Here is a 15,240-nt window from a genome sequence, read left to right on the forward strand (position 1 = left end):
CGCGGCATGCCTCTCAACAGACGACAGCTCCTCAATCGCGGCGCCGCCGGCGCCGGCCTCCTCGTCGCCGGCAACCTCGGCGTCACGTTCCCCCGGGCCGGCGCGACCGCCGGCACGCCCGGCGGCAGCGCCCTCGGCGGCGCCGTGCTCGGAACCCTCCGGGAACGACGCGGCGGGTACGGCCCGCTGGTCGCCGACCCGGACCAGCTCCTCGACTTGCCCGAGGGCTTCAGCTACACGATCGTCTCCGAGGCGGGCACCGCCACGACCGACGGCGGCGTGATCCCCGACAACTTCGACGGCACGGGCCTCTTCGTCGGCGCCAACGGCAACTCGTACCTCGTGCGCAACAGCGAGCAGGGAGCGATCGAGGGCGTGGACGACGGCGAACCGTACGTGCTCGAGTTCCCGGCCACCGCAGCTGCCGAGTACGTCTACGACGCCACCTGCGGCGGAGGCACGACCACCACCGAGATCGGCCCGGACGGCTCCGTCGTCAACGAGTACGTCAGCCTGGCCGGCACGAGCGAGAACTGCGCCGGCGGCGTGACACCGTGGGGCACGTGGCTGACGTGCGAGGAGACCGAGGACCGCATCGCCGACGGGTTCGAGAAGGACCACGGGTTCGTGTTCGAGGTCGACCCGGTGAACGTCGAGAACAACCAGAACCCGACGCCCCTCGAAGGTCTCGGCCGCTTCGCTCACGAGGCCGTGTCGATCGACCCGGCGACGGGCATCGTCTACCTCACCGAGGACGCCTCCGAGCCCAACGGGTTGCTCTATCGCGCGACGCCCAACGACACGTCCGGCACCTACGGCTCGCTGCGCGCCGGGGCCACGCTCGAGGCCCTCGCCGCCACCGACGAGGCCGGCGAGTTCGTGCCTGACCTCTCGGCCTACAGCGAGGTCGGCACGGTGCTCAACCTCGGGTGGGTGGCGATCCCCGATCCGCTCGCCACCGAGCAGTCGACCCGCATGCAGGTCGAAGAGGTCACCCGCTCCCGCAAGCTCGAGGGCACGTGGTGGGGCAACGACGCGGCCTACATCGTCGCGTCGTACGCACGCCTCGACGACGGCTCCGCCGGCGAGCACGACGGCCAGGTGTGGAAGCTCGACCCGGTCGCCGAGACGCTCGAGTTGGTCGTGCACTTCACGGTCAACGCCGATCCCGACAGCGACAACTTCGACTCGCCCGACAACATCACCGTCGCCCCGTGGGGCGGGCTGATCCTGTGCGCCGACGGCGAGGGTGTGCAACACCTCTGGACCGTCGCCGCCGACGGGTCGAACCAGATGTTCGCCCGCAACGCACGCGACGACGGCGAGTTCGCCGGCGCCGTGTTCTCGGCCGACGGCCAGACGCTGTACGCCAGCCTGCAGTCGCCCGGCGTCACGTTCGCCATCACCGGCCCGTGGGACGGCGGCACCCCGGCGTCGACCATGGCTGCCGACGGCAGCCCCGCCACCACGGCCTGAGCGCGCGGTCAACGCGCCGGCGTGAGGCCGGTCAGGGCGATCTCGTAGTGCTCGGTGTAGTGGACGACCCCGATGGGTGAGCCCTCGACGGTGGCGTTGTCGACGACCCGGCGCACGACGAGGTCGGTCCCGGCGCGGTACCACGTCTCGGTGCGCTGGCTGTCGTCGGGATCGCCGTTGTCGATGGTGACGACGACGTGCTCGACGTCGACGGGCTCGTCACCGACGACGAGTCGGCCCGGCTCGAGGACCTCGCCGGTCCACACCGCGGTCTCGCCCTCGCGTACGCACGTGGTCGTCCACGTCGTACCCGCGGGCGCTCGGAGCGGTCGTGGCTCGCCGGTGCAGAGGTGGGACTCGCGGTCGTCGACCCCGAAGAACCGGTGGAATGCGGTGAACGCCACCGTCTCCACTCCCCCGCCGACCGCGCACGTCAGCACCTCGTCGCTCCGCTCGACGGCGGCGACCCACAGCTGCGACACACCGCAGGACGCAGCGGTGACGGTGAGTGTCGTGACGTCCGGGTACACGTGCTCGCCGCCACCGAGAGCATCGACGCCGTCGCCACCCGAGGTCGCGTAGGTGTACACCCCCGGCTCGGGCAGGGCGGCGGCGAGGATCGAAGCGACCGAGCCGCCGGACACCTCGGCGTTGAAGTCGGCCAATGCGTGGTCCACGCCGACCGGTGTGACCTCGCTGTCCGTCTTGTAGCGGAACAGAGCAAAGGCGCCTGCGGCGAGCACCACGGCGAGGACGAGCCCGCCGACCAGCAGCCTCCGACGCCATCGACGCACACGCGCAGTCAATCACCGTGGGCCCCGACGATCGGGGATGCCCGACTGACGGGACGTGCCTGGCACATCCCGTCAGTCACGCCGTGAGGGTCGACGGGCGGGGCCCGACCGGCAGGAGGCGGGGTTCGCGGAGGTAACTCCGGAGGCGCTTGATCGCCTGGTCGCGCCGGTACCGGACCGAGCGGGCGTCCATCCGCACGACGACCGCCAGCTGGGCGGCGCTACCGTGGTTGACGATGCCGGCGACCACCTCGACGTCGCGCTGCGGCAGCCCGTGGTCGCGAGCGTCGGCCAGCAGTCCGGTGAGCTCCTCGAACGGCGAGCGGTCGGTCCGCGCCTCGGGCTCGTGCAGCCGGTGCGGCGGGCAGGGCGACTCGCTGACCCGCCGCCGTCGCCGCGGATTGGTGAACGCCCGGTGGCGGGCGTCGGTGAGCAGGCGGGCGGCGATGTCCCGATCCCGCGCCGCCACCGGATACCGCACGATCGACATCCACGCCTCCGCGAGCAGCACGTCGAACGCGTCGACGCCGGGCGACCGCCGCTGCTCGTCACGCACGATCACGAGCAAGCCGGGCAGCAGCCGCTGCAACACCATCCGTGCGGCGAGCGGCTCGGTGCGCGCCCGTTCGACCAGCCGGCCGAGCAATGCGTTCGACTGCGGCGTCGGTTGGCACCGGAGGCCGGTGCGACGCAGGAGGTCGTCGAGGCTGGTGATCGGTGGGTCGTCCGGATCGACGAGGTTCCAGCGGCGAACCGTGTCGAGGAGCGCCGAACGGCGTCCCATCCGGGTCCACTCGAGGTCGAGGCGGGCCGACAAGTTGGTCATGCGGCGACGGTGACGGAACCCGCTCACCGCCCGACTCACCGGCCCGAGCGCACGGAGGTCCGGCGAACTCACCGACGCTCTCACCCGCGCACCGGCGGGCTCACAGGCCCTGGTCAGCGACGTCATCCACGGGCGTGATCGGAGAAGGCCCGGAGACGATTCAGGGACATCACCGACTGGGCAACGGGCCCACGTTCCCGTACGGTGGCGGCGGTGAGCATCGGTGATCCAGTGGGCGGCCCGTCGCCCGTCCTGCGCCTGCAGCAGGTCACCAAGCAGTACCCGGCCGTGACCGCTCTCGACGGCATCACCGTCGACGTCCCCGCCGGCCGCACCGGGCTGGTGGGGGCCAACGGCGCGGGGAAGACGACCACGTTCCGGCTCCTGCTCGGCCTGGCTCACCCCACCTCCGGCCGAATCGAGGTGTGCGGCATCGACGTCGGGACCGATCCGGTCTCGGTACGCGCCCGTCTCGGCTACATGCCCGAGCACGACTGCCTGCCCCTCGACCAGACGGCCGCCGACGTCGTCGCCACGTTCGGTGAGCTGAGCGGGTTGCCGGCACGCGTGGCCCGCCAACGGGCGTCCGACATCCTCGATCTCGTCGGCCTCGACGAAGCCCGGTTCCGGCCGATCGGCGGCTTCTCGACCGGCATGCGCCAGCGGACCAAGCTCGCTCAGGCGATCGTCGGCGACCCCCAACTCATCCTCCTCGACGAGCCCACTGCGGGCCTCGATCCCATCGGCCGCGAGGAGATGCTCAGCCTGATCGCCCGCCTCGGCGACTTCGGGATCTCCGTCCTGATGGCCACCCACCTGCTCGACGACGTGCAGCAAGTGTGCGACCACGTCGTCATGATCGACGCCGGCCGGCTGGTGGTGTCCGGGGCCACCGAGTCGCTGCTCGAGACCACCGGCACGGTCACGCTCGACGTCGGTGGCGCCGACGCCGCCGCCACACTCGCCGCCGCGCTCGAGCGGAGTGGTCTCGGCGCCCGCACGGTCGACGGCCACGCCGAGGTCAGCGTCGAGGGCGACGCCGACCTCGACACGGTCCGCGACGTCGTCGCCGACCTCGGCCTGCCGCTGTACCGACTCTCCAACCGCCTCACGTCGCTCGACGATGTGTTCCTGCGAGATCGGAGCGCGCCATGAGCAGCGTGACGTCCGGCGCCGTCTACGACCGCGGCTACCGACCGTACGACGGCCCGCGGGGCCGGCGCGGAGCGGCGACGTGGGCGCTGTACAAGTCGACCATCCGCCGCGCCCTCGGCATCCGCCGCTCGTGGCGCCAGAAGGTCCCCCCGTTCGTGCTGCTCGCCGTCGTCACCGTGCCGGCCATCGTCAACATCGGCATCGGCTACGTCACACGCGACCGCGCCATCATCTCCGAGCGGTTCGAGATCATCACCTACCGCGACTACGTCGGCGTGTCGTCGGCCCTGCTGTTGTTCGTCGCCCTCGTCGCGCCCGACATCATCTGTCCCGACCGTCGCCAGCACGTCCTGCCCCTGATGTTCGCCCGCCCGCTCAACGGATCGGACTACGTCGCCGCCAAGGTCGGGGCGATGGCGACGATCCTCTTCGCCTTCTCGTTCATCCCCCAGGTCATCCTCTACGTCGGCAACATGCTCGTCAGCGACAACGCCCTCGACTACCTCACCGGGCACCTCGACGTGTTGTGGCAGATCCCCCTCGCCGTCGTGATGCTCGCCGTCTATTACGCCGTCGTCGGCGTGGCGATCTCGTCGCTCACCGATCGTCGCATCGTCGCCGGCGCCGTGATGATCGGGCTGTTCCTCGTCACCTCGATCGCCGCCGGCGTGATCGTCGGCGAGGACCCCCGCTTCGATGGCGGATCGATCGCCGCCCTGCTGAACGTGCTGACACTGCCGCTGTTCCTGCGCGACCTCGTGTTCCTGGGCCACATCGACCGCGGCTCGCAGCTCAACGGGGTCGAGTACGGCGGTCTGCTGGCGATCATCGAGTACGTGGTCATCGTCGTCCTCGGCACGATCGTGCTGTTGCGCCGCTACCGGTGGGTGGAACGGTGAACGGCGATCCGGCATTCGTGGCCGACCCGACGGTCGACGTGGCCGACGTGTCGGTGTGGTTCGGCCCCAAGGTGGCCCTGTCCGACCTGAGCTGCTCGTTCGGACCGGGGGTCACCGGGCTGCTCGGCCCCAACGGCGCCGGCAAGACCACCCTCATGCGAGCGATCACCGGCATGGTGGGCGTGAACCAGGGCGCGATCACCGTCGGCGGCCGCTCTCCCCGCCACGACCGCAGCGTGCACCGCGATCTGGCGCTGGTTCCCGAGGACGAAGCGGTGCCGCCCGGGCTGTCGGCCCGCCGGCTCGCCCGCTACGTCGCCGACCTCCACGGCATCGCCGACCGCGACGCACCCGACGCCGCCCTCGCCACCGTCGGTCTCCTCGACGTGGCCGATCGCCACGTCGACACGTTCAGCAAGGGGATGCGCCAACGGGCCAAGATCGCCGCCGCGCTGGTCACCTCGCCGCGAGTGCTCGTGCTCGACGAGCCGCTCAACGGCGCCGACCCCGTGCAGCGCGCCAACCTCATCGCCTTGTTCAAGCGGCTCGGCACGCCCGGGCCCGACGGCACATCGGGCCGCACGGTGATCGTCAGCTCGCACGTGCTCAACGAGGTGGAACGAATGGCCGAGCGCGTGATCGTGATCATCAACGGGCGGCTCGCCGCAGCCGGCGGACATCGGGCGATCCGTGACGCCATGGACGACCGACCGCGGCATGTGCTGATCCGCTCGACCGACGACCGCCTCCTGGCCACCGGTCTCGTCACGCTGCCCGCCGTCGGCGGCGTCACGTTCCGCGCCGGCAGTGACGGGTCGCCCACGCTCGTCGTCGAGACGGCACGTGGACGCGAGCTCGCCACGGCGCTCCCCCGCCTCGCCCGGGACTCGGCGATCCGCATCCACGAGGTCCGTCCGCTCGACGATTCCCTCGAGAGCCTCTTCCGGGAGCTGATCCGGTGAGCACCGACAGCCACACGGCTCGGCCGCCGTCGCGGTTCGCCGCGATCGTCGGGTACACGCTTCGCTCGTGCGTGCCGCCACGGCGGTGGGCGGCCATCGTGCTGGCCAGTACCGGCGCCGTGCTGTTCGGGCTGCTCGCCCACGCCGTCGACGACACCGCCGACCGGGCCTTCGCCAACGTCGCTGCCGAGGGGATCTTGAGCCTGGCCATGCCCATCGCCGCGCTGGTGATCGGCGACTCCGTCCTCGGGGCCGAGATGCGCTCGGGCACGTTCCACTTCACGTGGCTGACACCGGCGCCGACGTGGCAGATCGTCGTGGGCCGATGGCTCGGCGGTGCCCTCGTCGCCCTCGTCACCATCACGCCGGCGTGTGGCCTCGCGGCCGTCGTCGCCGGCTCGCCGTCGTCGGTCGGTCCGATGCTGCTGGCCGCGGTCGTGGGCAGCGTGTCGTACATCGCCCTGTTCGTGGCCGTCGGCAGCATCACGCGCCGCACCGCCGTGTGGTCGCTCGCCATCGTCTTCCTCATCGAACGGCTGCTCGGCGCCGCCCTCACCGGAATCGCCCAGCTGTCGCCGACGTGGGAGTCACGGGCGATCTTCGTCGGTCTCCTCGACGACGCGCCGCGGCGCCTCGTCCGCAAGGGCATCCCCGATGGCGCCGGCGCCATCGTCCGCCTCGCCATCGTCACGCTCGTCGCCCTCGCCATCGCCAACTGGCGCATGAAGCACCTCAAGCTCTCCGGCGCCAGCGACTGACGATCGTCCTCGGCTCGCATCGCTTCGCTCGCTCGCCTGCGGCGAGTTTGATCGTCCTCGGCGAGCGTCGTCGCTTCGCTCCTCGCTCGCTGCGGCGAGTTGTTTGAGCTCGCTTCGCTCGCACGAAAATTGAAAGAAGCGGCGGCGGAGCAAGCTCCGCTGATCGCCGCATCGAAGGGGGAAGTCCCCCTTCGAGCATCCCCCTTCGGAGTCCGCGCGTTGATCGTCTCGCCACCGGTCTCCATCGACGCGTTGGTCGTCGCCGTCGACGACGAGCTCCGGAGTTCAGCGAGCGCAGCGAGCGTCCCGAAGTCCGCGCGGTCAAGGCGAGCGGAGCGCTAGCGGAGCACGCCGTTCACGCGGCCTGCGTGGCCGGGGAACGCAGCAGCACGGTTCAGCGAGCGTCCCGAAGTCCGAGCACGTAGGCGACCGGAGCGCCAGCGGAGGGAGCCGGCGCGCGCGGCCTGCGTGGCCACTGAGCTTCAGCGAAGCGCTTGTAGGGAACGCAAACAAAACGTCAAGGGTCGTCCGGTCGCCGGGGGCTGGCGCGTAGGGTCTCTTCATGGAGGTTCCGTTGACGCGGCTGGTGGTGCTGGCGTCCGGCTCGGGTTCCAATCTGCAGGCGATCCTCGCCGCCTGCGCCGACGGTCGCCTTCGTGCCGAGGTCGCCGGCGTCGTCTCCGACCAGCCCGACGCCTATGCACTCGAGCGGGCGCGGGCTGCCGGGGTGCCGGGAACGCTGCTGCAACGACAGCCCGGCGAAGCCCGCGCCGACTACGACACGCGCCTCACCGATGTGGTCGCCGCGGCGGAGCCCGACTGGATCGTGCTCGCCGGCTGGATGCGCATCCTCACGATGAAGTTCCTCGGCGCCTTCCCCAATCGCGTCGTCAACCTCCACCCGGCCCTCCCCGGCGAGCTACCGGGGACGCACGCCATCGAGCGCGCCTACGAGCAGTTCCTGCGCGGCGAGCGTGAGCGCACGGGCGTGATGATTCACCTCGTCCCCGACGAAGGAGTCGACGACGGCCCGGTGCTCGCCACGGCGGACGTGCCGATCCACGCCGGCGACACGCTCGACGACCTGGCCACCCGAGTCCACGCCACCGAGCACGAGCTGCTCGTCACCACACTGATCGCCCTCGTCGCCCGATCTCCTCACGCCCGACCCCCCTCACCCCAGGAGCAACCATGAGCAACGGACATCCCAACGACGCGCTGTTCGACCGCTTCGAGGCGCTGACGTTCGACGACGTCGTTGTCGTCCCCGGCTACTCGGAGGCGCTGCCCGACGAGGTCGACACCTCCGCCACGTTCGCGGCGGACATCACCCTCGCCATCCCGCTGGTGTCGGCGGCGATGGACAAGGTCACCGAGGCCCGCATGGCCATCGCCATGGCCCGTCACGGCGGGATCGGCGTCATCCACCGCAACATGTCGGTCGCCGATCAAGCATCCGAGGTGCAGAAGGTCAAGCGCAGCCAGAGCGGCATGATCACCGATCCGGTCACGTTGCCGGCCGATGCCCGGCTGCACGAAGCCGAGTCGCTGATGAACCGGTTCAAGTTCTCCGGGGTCCCCGTCACCGATCACGACGGCCATCTCGTCGGCATCCTCACCAACCGCGACATCCGCTTCTGCGAGAGCTCCGACTACGAGCGCCCGCTCTCCGACTTCATGACCGCCGACGGGCTCGTCACCGCGGCCGTCGGCACGTCACTCGACGAGGCCAAGGCGATCCTCCAGAAGTACCGCATCGAGAAGCTGCCGCTCGTCGACGACGCCGGCCGACTCGCCGGGCTCATCACGGTGAAGGACATCCAGAAGCGCCAGGAGTTCCCGAACGCCAGCCGCGACGACAAGGGCCGGTTGCGCTGCGCCGCCGCCGTGGGCGTGGGCGCCGACCTCGAGGAGCGTGTCGAGGCCCTCGTCGCCCGCGGCGTCGACGCCGTCACCATCGACACCGCGCACGGCCATTCGGCCGGCGTGCTCAAGGCCATCGAACGCATCAAGGGGGGTTGGCCCGACCTGCCGGTCGCCGCCGGCAACGTCGTCACGCACGAGGGCGTCGATGCCCTCGCCGACGCAGGGGCCGACGCGATCAAGGTGGGTGTCGGCGCCGGATCGATCTGCACCACTCGCGTCATCAGCGGTGCCGGCATGCCACAGCTGTCGGCGATCTGGGAGGCGTCCCGGCGAGCGATGCAGCGCGGCATCCCGATCATCGGCGACGGCGGCATCACCTACTCGGGCGACATCGTCAAGGCGATCGCCGCCGGCGCGGAATGCGTGATGCTCGGCTCGCTGCTTGCCGGCACCGAGGAGAGCCCGGGCGAGATCGAGCTGTTCGAGGGCCGTCGCTACAAGAGCTACCGCGGCATGGGCTCGATGGGGGCCATGCAAGGCCTCGGCGCCGACCGCTACGCCACCGCGCAGAGCGCGGTGGGCGCGGCGAGTCGCAAGCTCGTCCCCGAGGGCATCGAGGGGCGTGTCGCCTACGCCGGGGCGCTCGGCGACGTCGTCTACCAGCTCGTCGGTGGGTTGCGTAGCGGCATGGGCTACGCCGGCACGCCGAGCCTCGACGCCCTACGCCATCGGGCGCGGTTCATGCGGGTCACCACGGCGGGCCGCGAGGAGAGCCACCCGCACGACGTGACGATCACCAACGAAGCGCCCAACTACCAGCGCAGCTGACGACCCATCCGAGTGTGGAATGCCCGACCCCTGGGCATCCCACACTCTGGCGCGGTTCAACACTCGGATGGGTGGGGCGGGGACGAGTTCGGGCGGTTCGGGAACCGGGGGGCGGGCCGTTGACGTCTGAGGGCCATGCGTTACCGACTCGTGCCCCTCGCCCTCTCCCTCGCCGTCTCGTGCGGGATCCTCGCCGGAACGACCGCCTCGTCCGCACACGCGGCGGGCGGCGATCCGGCCGGCTGCGCCCCGATCGCCGCGGACGACGCGTCGGCCACCGACGAGTCGGCGGCCGACCCGCCCGACGACTCGATGGCCGAACCGGTCGACGCCGACGATCTCGACTCCCGCTGCGACATCGACCCGGCGTCGTACTACCTCGGCTACACGAGCCCGCCGATGGACGCCGACGGCGCCGTGGTGTACGCCGCCCCGCCGGGGGGGCCAGCCCAGACGACCGGCGGGGTTCCGATGCCCGCCGTCGCCGAGGCCGACGCCGCCGCCGTCGAACCCGGCCCGCCGATGATCCCGCTGCCGCCCGACGAGCCCGGCATCACCGAGGACAACACGTTCGTCGACGCCGGCGACTCCACGTGGGTCACCGCGCAGGACGACCGCGAGTCCACGTTCGCCCTCGACGTCGACACCGGATCGATGAGCGTGGCCCGCACGTTCCTCGACCAGGGCTTGCGCCCCGAGCCCGACTCGATCCGGCCCGAGGAGTGGATCAATTCGTTCGACTTCGGCGACCCCCCGGCCACCGACGGCGCGCTCGCCGCCACGGTCGAATCCCGGCCCGCCGACGGCGACGACCCGGCCCTCGTCCGCATCGGGATCACGACGGCCGAGCTCGCCGACGAGGATCGTCCGCCGGCGAACATCACGTTCGTCATCGACACGTCGGGCTCGATGGACATCCGCGAGCGGCTCGGTCTCGTCAAGGCCTCGCTCGCCCTGCTCGTGCGCAGCCTGCGCACCGACGACACGATCTCGATCGTCACCTACGGAGACGACGCGACGCCCGTGCTGGCTCCGACGGCGGTCGCGGACTGGCGCGACATCGTCGATGCAATCGACGCTCTGGGCCCCGGGGGCAGCACCAACATGGAGGCCGGCCTCCGGCTCGGGTACGAGCAAGCCCGCGAGAACCTCGACCCCGAGGGCCTCAACGTGGTCGTGCTGGCGTCCGACGGCGTGGCCAACGTCGGCGTCACCGACGCCGACGAGCTGACGGCCGACATCACCCAGGCGAGCGAGGACGGCATCCACCTCGTCACGGTCGGCTACGGCATGGGCAACTACAACGACCATCTCATGGAGCAGCTGTCCAACCAGGGCGACGGCTTCTACTCGTACGTGGACACGTTCGGTGAGGCCGTCCGCCTGTTCGTCGACGAGCTCACGCCGACGCTCACGGTCGTGGCCGCCGAGGCCAAGGTGCAGGTGGTGTTCGATCCCGAGGTGGTCGCCCGCTATCGCCTCGTCGGCTACGAGAACCGCCAGCTCGACGACGCCGACTTCACCGACGACACCGTCGATGCCGGCGAGCTCGGCGCCGGCCACGCGGTCAGCGCCCTCTACGAGCTCGAGCTCGTCGACCAGGAGGCCGCCGGCCGCGACACCAGCGTCGCCGGCAACGTGCGCCTCCGCTGGGCCGACCCCGCCACCGACGAGGTCACCGAGACGGAGACGCCGATCGACCTCGCCGACGGGGACGCCTCGTCGACGACGCTGCGGTTCGCCGCCCTCGTCGCCAACACGGCCGAGGTGCTGAAGGGAGGCTCGGTCGTGACCGAGCGGGGCGTGTCGCTCGAGGACCTGCTCGTCGAGGCCGAGGCGCTCGCTGCCGATGGCGTCGAGGGGGCCGCCGACATGGCCGAGGTGATCACGCTGGCGATCCACGCCCAGCCGATCGACACCGTGTCGGTCGAGGACTGACCGGACCGCACCGACCCGTCTGGTGCCCGGATCGGTGCGCACCGGACGGGTAGGTTCGCCGGCGATGCATCGACGCCTTCCGCCATCGGTCGTGGTGATCACCGGCGGATCGCGCGGCATCGGCCTGGAGGCGGCGCGCCGCTTCGCTGCCGACGGACACGCCGTCGGCCTCATCGCCAGGGACCGTGGCGACGTCGAGGACGCTGCGGCGTCGATCGGTGAGCGAGCCGTCGCTGCCGCCGCCGACGTCGCCGACGCCGCCGCCCTCGGCAAGGCGATCGACGGCATCGCCGGCGAGCTCGGTCCGCCCGACGTGCTGGTGAACAACGCCGGCATCGGTGCGTGGGGCGCGGTCGCCGAGACCGGCATCGACGTGTTCCGCCGCACGATCGACGTGAACTACCTCGGGGCCGTGCACGCCACCGCAGCCGTGCTCCCCGGCATGCTCGAGCGGCATCGGGGGCGAATCGTCAACGTCGGCTCGATCGCCGGCCGGATCGGTGCGCCGTTCGAGGCGGCGTACTCGGCCAGCAAGTTCGCCCTCGCCGGTTACACCGAATCGCTCGCCGTCGAGCTCCACGGCACCGGCGTCTCGGTCGCCCTCGTCAACCCGGGACCGGTCGACACCGAGTTCTTCGCCCGGCGCGGGCGGGCCTACGGCAACCGGCGCCCCCGCCCCGTGGACCCGGGCGCCGTGGCTCGGCTCATCGTCCGGGCGGCCCACGGTGGCGCCGCCGAGCGGTACCTTCCTCGGTGGCTGCGATTCGCCCACGCCGCCAAGGTCGTCGTTCCCATCGCGTCGAGCGTGGGGACGCGGCGTATGTTCGCCGGCGAACGGCGTGAGCTGCGCGCCCGCATCTCGACAAACGGCACCCCGAAGGAGCATGGTAAGGCGGATGAGTGAACACGGTTCGGTGGCCCGTTCGCCCCTCGTCGCGCGCCCGCCCATCGATTGGGGAGACCCGGCGGAGGGCGACTACACCATCCGCGATCTCGTCCAGCTCAGCGCCGTGCCGGCGAGCTCGATCCACCACTACCGGCGCCTCGGGTTGATCCCCGAACCGTCTCGCTCTCCCTCCAACCAGTACCGCTACGACGATCGGCACGTCACGGCGTTGACGATGGTCCGGTCACTGCGACGGCGCGGCTGCTCCCTGGACGAGATCCGCGACGTCATGGGCGAGTTCCTCCGCGGACGAGACGGCGGCTGCAGCGCGATGGAGGGGCTCGAGCTCACCGAGCAGGTGGGCGACCGGACCCCCGAGACCAAGCTGATCGACGCGGCGATCGCCGAGTTCGCCGTCCACGGCTTCCACGAGGTGAGCATCGCCGCCCTGTGCGAACGGGCCGACGTGGCCAAGGGCACGTTCTACCGCTGTTTCGACAGCAAGGAGGACGTGTTCCTCGCCGCCGCCCGGGCGATCATCGAGCGGGCGATCGACGGTTTCGACCAGGTGGCAGGCAGCCTTCCCGAGTCCGAGCGGCCGGCCGCCTTCGCCACACACCTCCGTCCCGGCCTGCCCGTCCTGTTCGAGCTGGCCAAACGCCTCACGCAGGAGAGCGGACCGTCGGTCAGCGAGGCGGTGACGCTGTTCGCCGGACTGGCCCGGCGGCTCGGGCGGGTCGTCCAGCCGTCGGCGGCCGACGACCAGGCCGAAGCCGGCGGCGGCTGGCTGATCATGCTGTCTCTCGTCGCCATCTTCGAGGATTTGCTCGCGTCGGAGATCACCGGTGCCCGCTTCACCCCGCCACCCCTCGAACTGTGACGCTTCGGCCCTGCCGAGCGGCGGCTCGCGGCCACCGGCGCCGCGCCGCGAGGGCGCGCGCGACTATGTGACCGTCCCATGACGATGCTTGACATACCCACCCCGGGCAACTACAAGAACTAGAACGTCTGGTTCAACTCTTGCTCAGCAGGTGGATCCGCTGTCCGACCATCCTGGCACGCTTCCCGAGTTCGACGCGCTCGCTGCCAAGGCCGGCGCCGAGAACTTCCCGGTGGCGTTGCGCGTGCTCCCCGCAGCGTGGCGCGCCGACCTCCATGCCAGCTACGTGTACGCCCGCCTCGTCGACGACGTCGGCGACGAGTACACCGGCGACCGGCTCGCTGTGCTCGACCACATCGAGGCCGAGCTCCTCGCCGCCACCGCCGACCCGACCCGACGAACGGCCCATGCGGCGATCGCCGGCGCGGCCGATCTGGCCCGGAGGCGACCCGCCGTCCTCGGCGAGCTGCGCAAGCTGATCGACGCCAACCGGCGCGATCAGGTGCAACAGCGCTATGCCACGTTCGACGAGCTCCGGGACTACTGCCGGCTGTCGGCCGATCCCGTGGGCCGCATCGTGCTCGAGATCGTCGACCAGGCGACCGACGATCGGCGCGCGCAGTCCGACGACGTCTGCAGCGCCCTGCAGATCATCGAGCACCTCCAGGACGTCGCCGAGGACCATGCCGCCGGACGTGTCTATCTCCCCCAGGAGGACCTGGCCCGCTTCGGCTGCACCGACGCCGACCTCGGTGCGGCCACGGCGAGCGACGCCGTTCGGCGTCTCGTCGCGTTCGAGGCCGACCGCGCCCGTGCCTTGCTGTCCTCGGCGCGTCCCCTGGCTGCCGGGCTGCCGTGGCGGGCCCGCCTGGCGATCGCCGGCTTCGCCGCTGGCGGTCTGGCTGCCCTCGACGCCATCGCCGCCGCCGGCTACGACGTGCTCGGCACCGCGTGCCGCCCGAGCACGTCGCGCATCGTCCGTCACGCCGTCCCTCTCGCGATGACGTGGCGGCGCCGATGACCGCTGGGTTGAGCATCGACGCGGCCTATGCCGAATGCGCCCGCATCACCAAGACGGAGGCGAAGAACTTCGCCTACGGGATCGCCCTGCTCCCGCCGCCCAAGCGCCGGGCGATGTCGGCGCTCTACGCCTTCGCCCGGCGGATCGACGACATCGCAGACAGCGACCGGCCGACCGACGAGAAGCTCGTCGACCTCGGTGCCGTCGACCGCGACATCCAACAGCTGGCCGATGGCGTGCTTCCCCGTGACGACGACGCCGTGATGGTCGGCGTCCATGATGCCGCTCGACGGTTCGCCGTGCCGGTGGCCGCCTTCGCCGAGATCGTCGAAGGTTGCCGCCGGGACAGCACCGGGGCGGCCTATGCGACGTTCACCGACACCGAGGCGTACTGCCGGCTCGTCGCCGGCTCGGTCGGCCGGCTGTCGCTCGGAGTGTTCGGCCACACCGGCGACCCAGCCACGGCAGCGCGGTTGGCCGACGACCTCGGCGTCGCGCTCCAGGTGACCAACATCCTGCGCGACGTCGCCGAGGACCGCGGGATGGGCCGCGTCTACCTGCCGGCCGACGAGATCAAGCGTCGCGGCTGCGAGCCCGACCTGTCCGGACCGCCGGCGGCGATGGCCGACCTGGTCGCCCACTTCGCCACGGTCGGCGAGCGGTTCTATCGGCGGGGTCTGCCGCTCCTCGACCTCCTCGACCGGCGGAGCCGGGCGTGCGTCGCGGCGATGAGCGGCATCTACCGCCAGCTGCTCCGGCAGATCGCCGCCGCGCCGGGCTCGGTGCTCGACCGGCGCGTGTCGGTGTCGACCTCGCAGAAGCTGTGGGTCGCCGCCAAGAGCCTCTCCGGAGCGACGCCGTGAATACAACCGTTGGAGTTCAGCGAGCGCTAGCGAGCGTCCCGGAGTTCGAGCGGGTAGGCGACCGGAGCGCTAGCTGCCGAGGCTTCAG

General features: G+C 71.2%; 14 protein-coding genes. 12 read left to right on the forward strand and 2 right to left on the reverse strand.

The genetic code is table 11. The features are described 5' to 3' along the window. Positions 1-6: 6 nt before the first annotated feature. A complete protein-coding gene (locus DN771_RS16615) occupies positions 7-1,476 on the forward strand; it encodes an alkaline phosphatase PhoX (protein WP_116998665.1) in 1,470 nt (489 codons plus the stop codon). 8 nt (positions 1,477-1,484) lie between these two features. Here DN771_RS16615 and DN771_RS16620 read toward each other — a convergent pair whose 3' ends face one another. Together DN771_RS16620 and DN771_RS16625 are read right to left on the reverse strand one after the other, a co-directional pair. Then, positions 1,485-2,270, reverse strand: coding sequence for a hypothetical protein (locus DN771_RS16620; protein WP_116998666.1), 786 nt, complete (start codon positions 2,268-2,270; stop codon positions 1,485-1,487). Between the two features lie 76 nt (positions 2,271-2,346). Then, the gene (locus DN771_RS16625) at positions 2,347-3,096 is read right to left on the reverse strand and encodes a hypothetical protein (RefSeq protein ID WP_116998667.1); all 750 of its coding nucleotides are present in this window, start codon (positions 3,094-3,096) and stop codon (positions 2,347-2,349) included. A gap of 213 nt (positions 3,097-3,309) precedes the next feature. Between DN771_RS16625 and DN771_RS16630 the strand changes: the two genes are divergently transcribed. The 11 genes from DN771_RS16630 to DN771_RS16675 all read left to right on the forward strand — a co-directional run bounded on the left by DN771_RS16630 (position 3,310) and on the right by DN771_RS16675 (position 15,152). Then, a complete protein-coding gene (locus DN771_RS16630) occupies positions 3,310-4,251 on the forward strand; it encodes an ABC transporter ATP-binding protein (protein WP_205528628.1) in 942 nt (313 codons plus the stop codon). Continuing rightward, positions 4,248-5,150: an ABC transporter permease gene (locus DN771_RS29600; protein ID WP_162942036.1), complete on the forward strand. Its 903-nt coding sequence runs from the start codon at positions 4,248-4,250 to the stop codon at positions 5,148-5,150. Before DN771_RS16630 ends, DN771_RS29600 begins: the two co-directional genes overlap by 4 nt. Beyond that, positions 5,147-6,112 (forward strand): ABC transporter ATP-binding protein, encoded by a 966-nt coding sequence (locus tag DN771_RS29605; RefSeq protein WP_162942037.1) that lies wholly within the window; start codon positions 5,147-5,149, stop codon positions 6,110-6,112. The genes DN771_RS29600 and DN771_RS29605 overlap by 4 nt, the downstream gene beginning before the upstream one ends. Then, positions 6,109-6,870, forward strand: coding sequence for an ABC transporter permease (locus DN771_RS16640; RefSeq protein WP_116998668.1), 762 nt, complete (start codon positions 6,109-6,111; stop codon positions 6,868-6,870). The genes DN771_RS29605 and DN771_RS16640 overlap by 4 nt, the downstream gene beginning before the upstream one ends. Before the next feature lie 562 nt (positions 6,871-7,432). After that, complete coding sequence (purN, locus tag DN771_RS16645; protein WP_116998669.1) at positions 7,433-8,065, forward strand: phosphoribosylglycinamide formyltransferase; 633 nt, start codon at positions 7,433-7,435, stop codon at positions 8,063-8,065. Continuing rightward, positions 8,062-9,564, forward strand: coding sequence for an IMP dehydrogenase (gene guaB, locus DN771_RS16650; RefSeq protein ID WP_116998670.1), 1,503 nt, complete (start codon positions 8,062-8,064; stop codon positions 9,562-9,564). Before purN ends, guaB begins: the two co-directional genes overlap by 4 nt. 135 nt (positions 9,565-9,699) lie before the next feature. After that, positions 9,700-11,502, forward strand: a complete 1,803-nt coding sequence (locus DN771_RS16655; RefSeq protein WP_116998671.1) for a vWA domain-containing protein — start codon at positions 9,700-9,702, stop codon at positions 11,500-11,502. 64 nt (positions 11,503-11,566) lie between these two features. After that, entirely contained in the window at positions 11,567-12,406 is an 840-nt protein-coding gene (locus DN771_RS16660) for an SDR family NAD(P)-dependent oxidoreductase (protein ID WP_116998672.1), read from the forward strand. Beyond that, positions 12,399-13,268 (forward strand): MerR family transcriptional regulator, encoded by an 870-nt coding sequence (locus DN771_RS16665; RefSeq protein ID WP_162942038.1) that lies wholly within the window; start codon positions 12,399-12,401, stop codon positions 13,266-13,268. The genes DN771_RS16660 and DN771_RS16665 overlap by 8 nt, the downstream gene beginning before the upstream one ends. 151 nt (positions 13,269-13,419) lie before the next feature. Next, entirely contained in the window at positions 13,420-14,289 is an 870-nt protein-coding gene (gene hpnC, locus DN771_RS16670; protein WP_162942039.1) for a squalene synthase HpnC, read from the forward strand. After that, positions 14,286-15,152 (forward strand): phytoene/squalene synthase family protein, encoded by an 867-nt coding sequence (locus DN771_RS16675; RefSeq protein ID WP_116998729.1) that lies wholly within the window; start codon positions 14,286-14,288, stop codon positions 15,150-15,152. Before hpnC ends, DN771_RS16675 begins: the two co-directional genes overlap by 4 nt. Positions 15,153-15,240 lie beyond the last annotated feature (88 nt).

The sequence above is a fragment of the Desertimonas flava genome (genome assembly GCF_003426815.1).
Classification (GTDB): Bacteria; Actinomycetota; Acidimicrobiia; order Acidimicrobiales; family Ilumatobacteraceae; genus Desertimonas; species Desertimonas flava.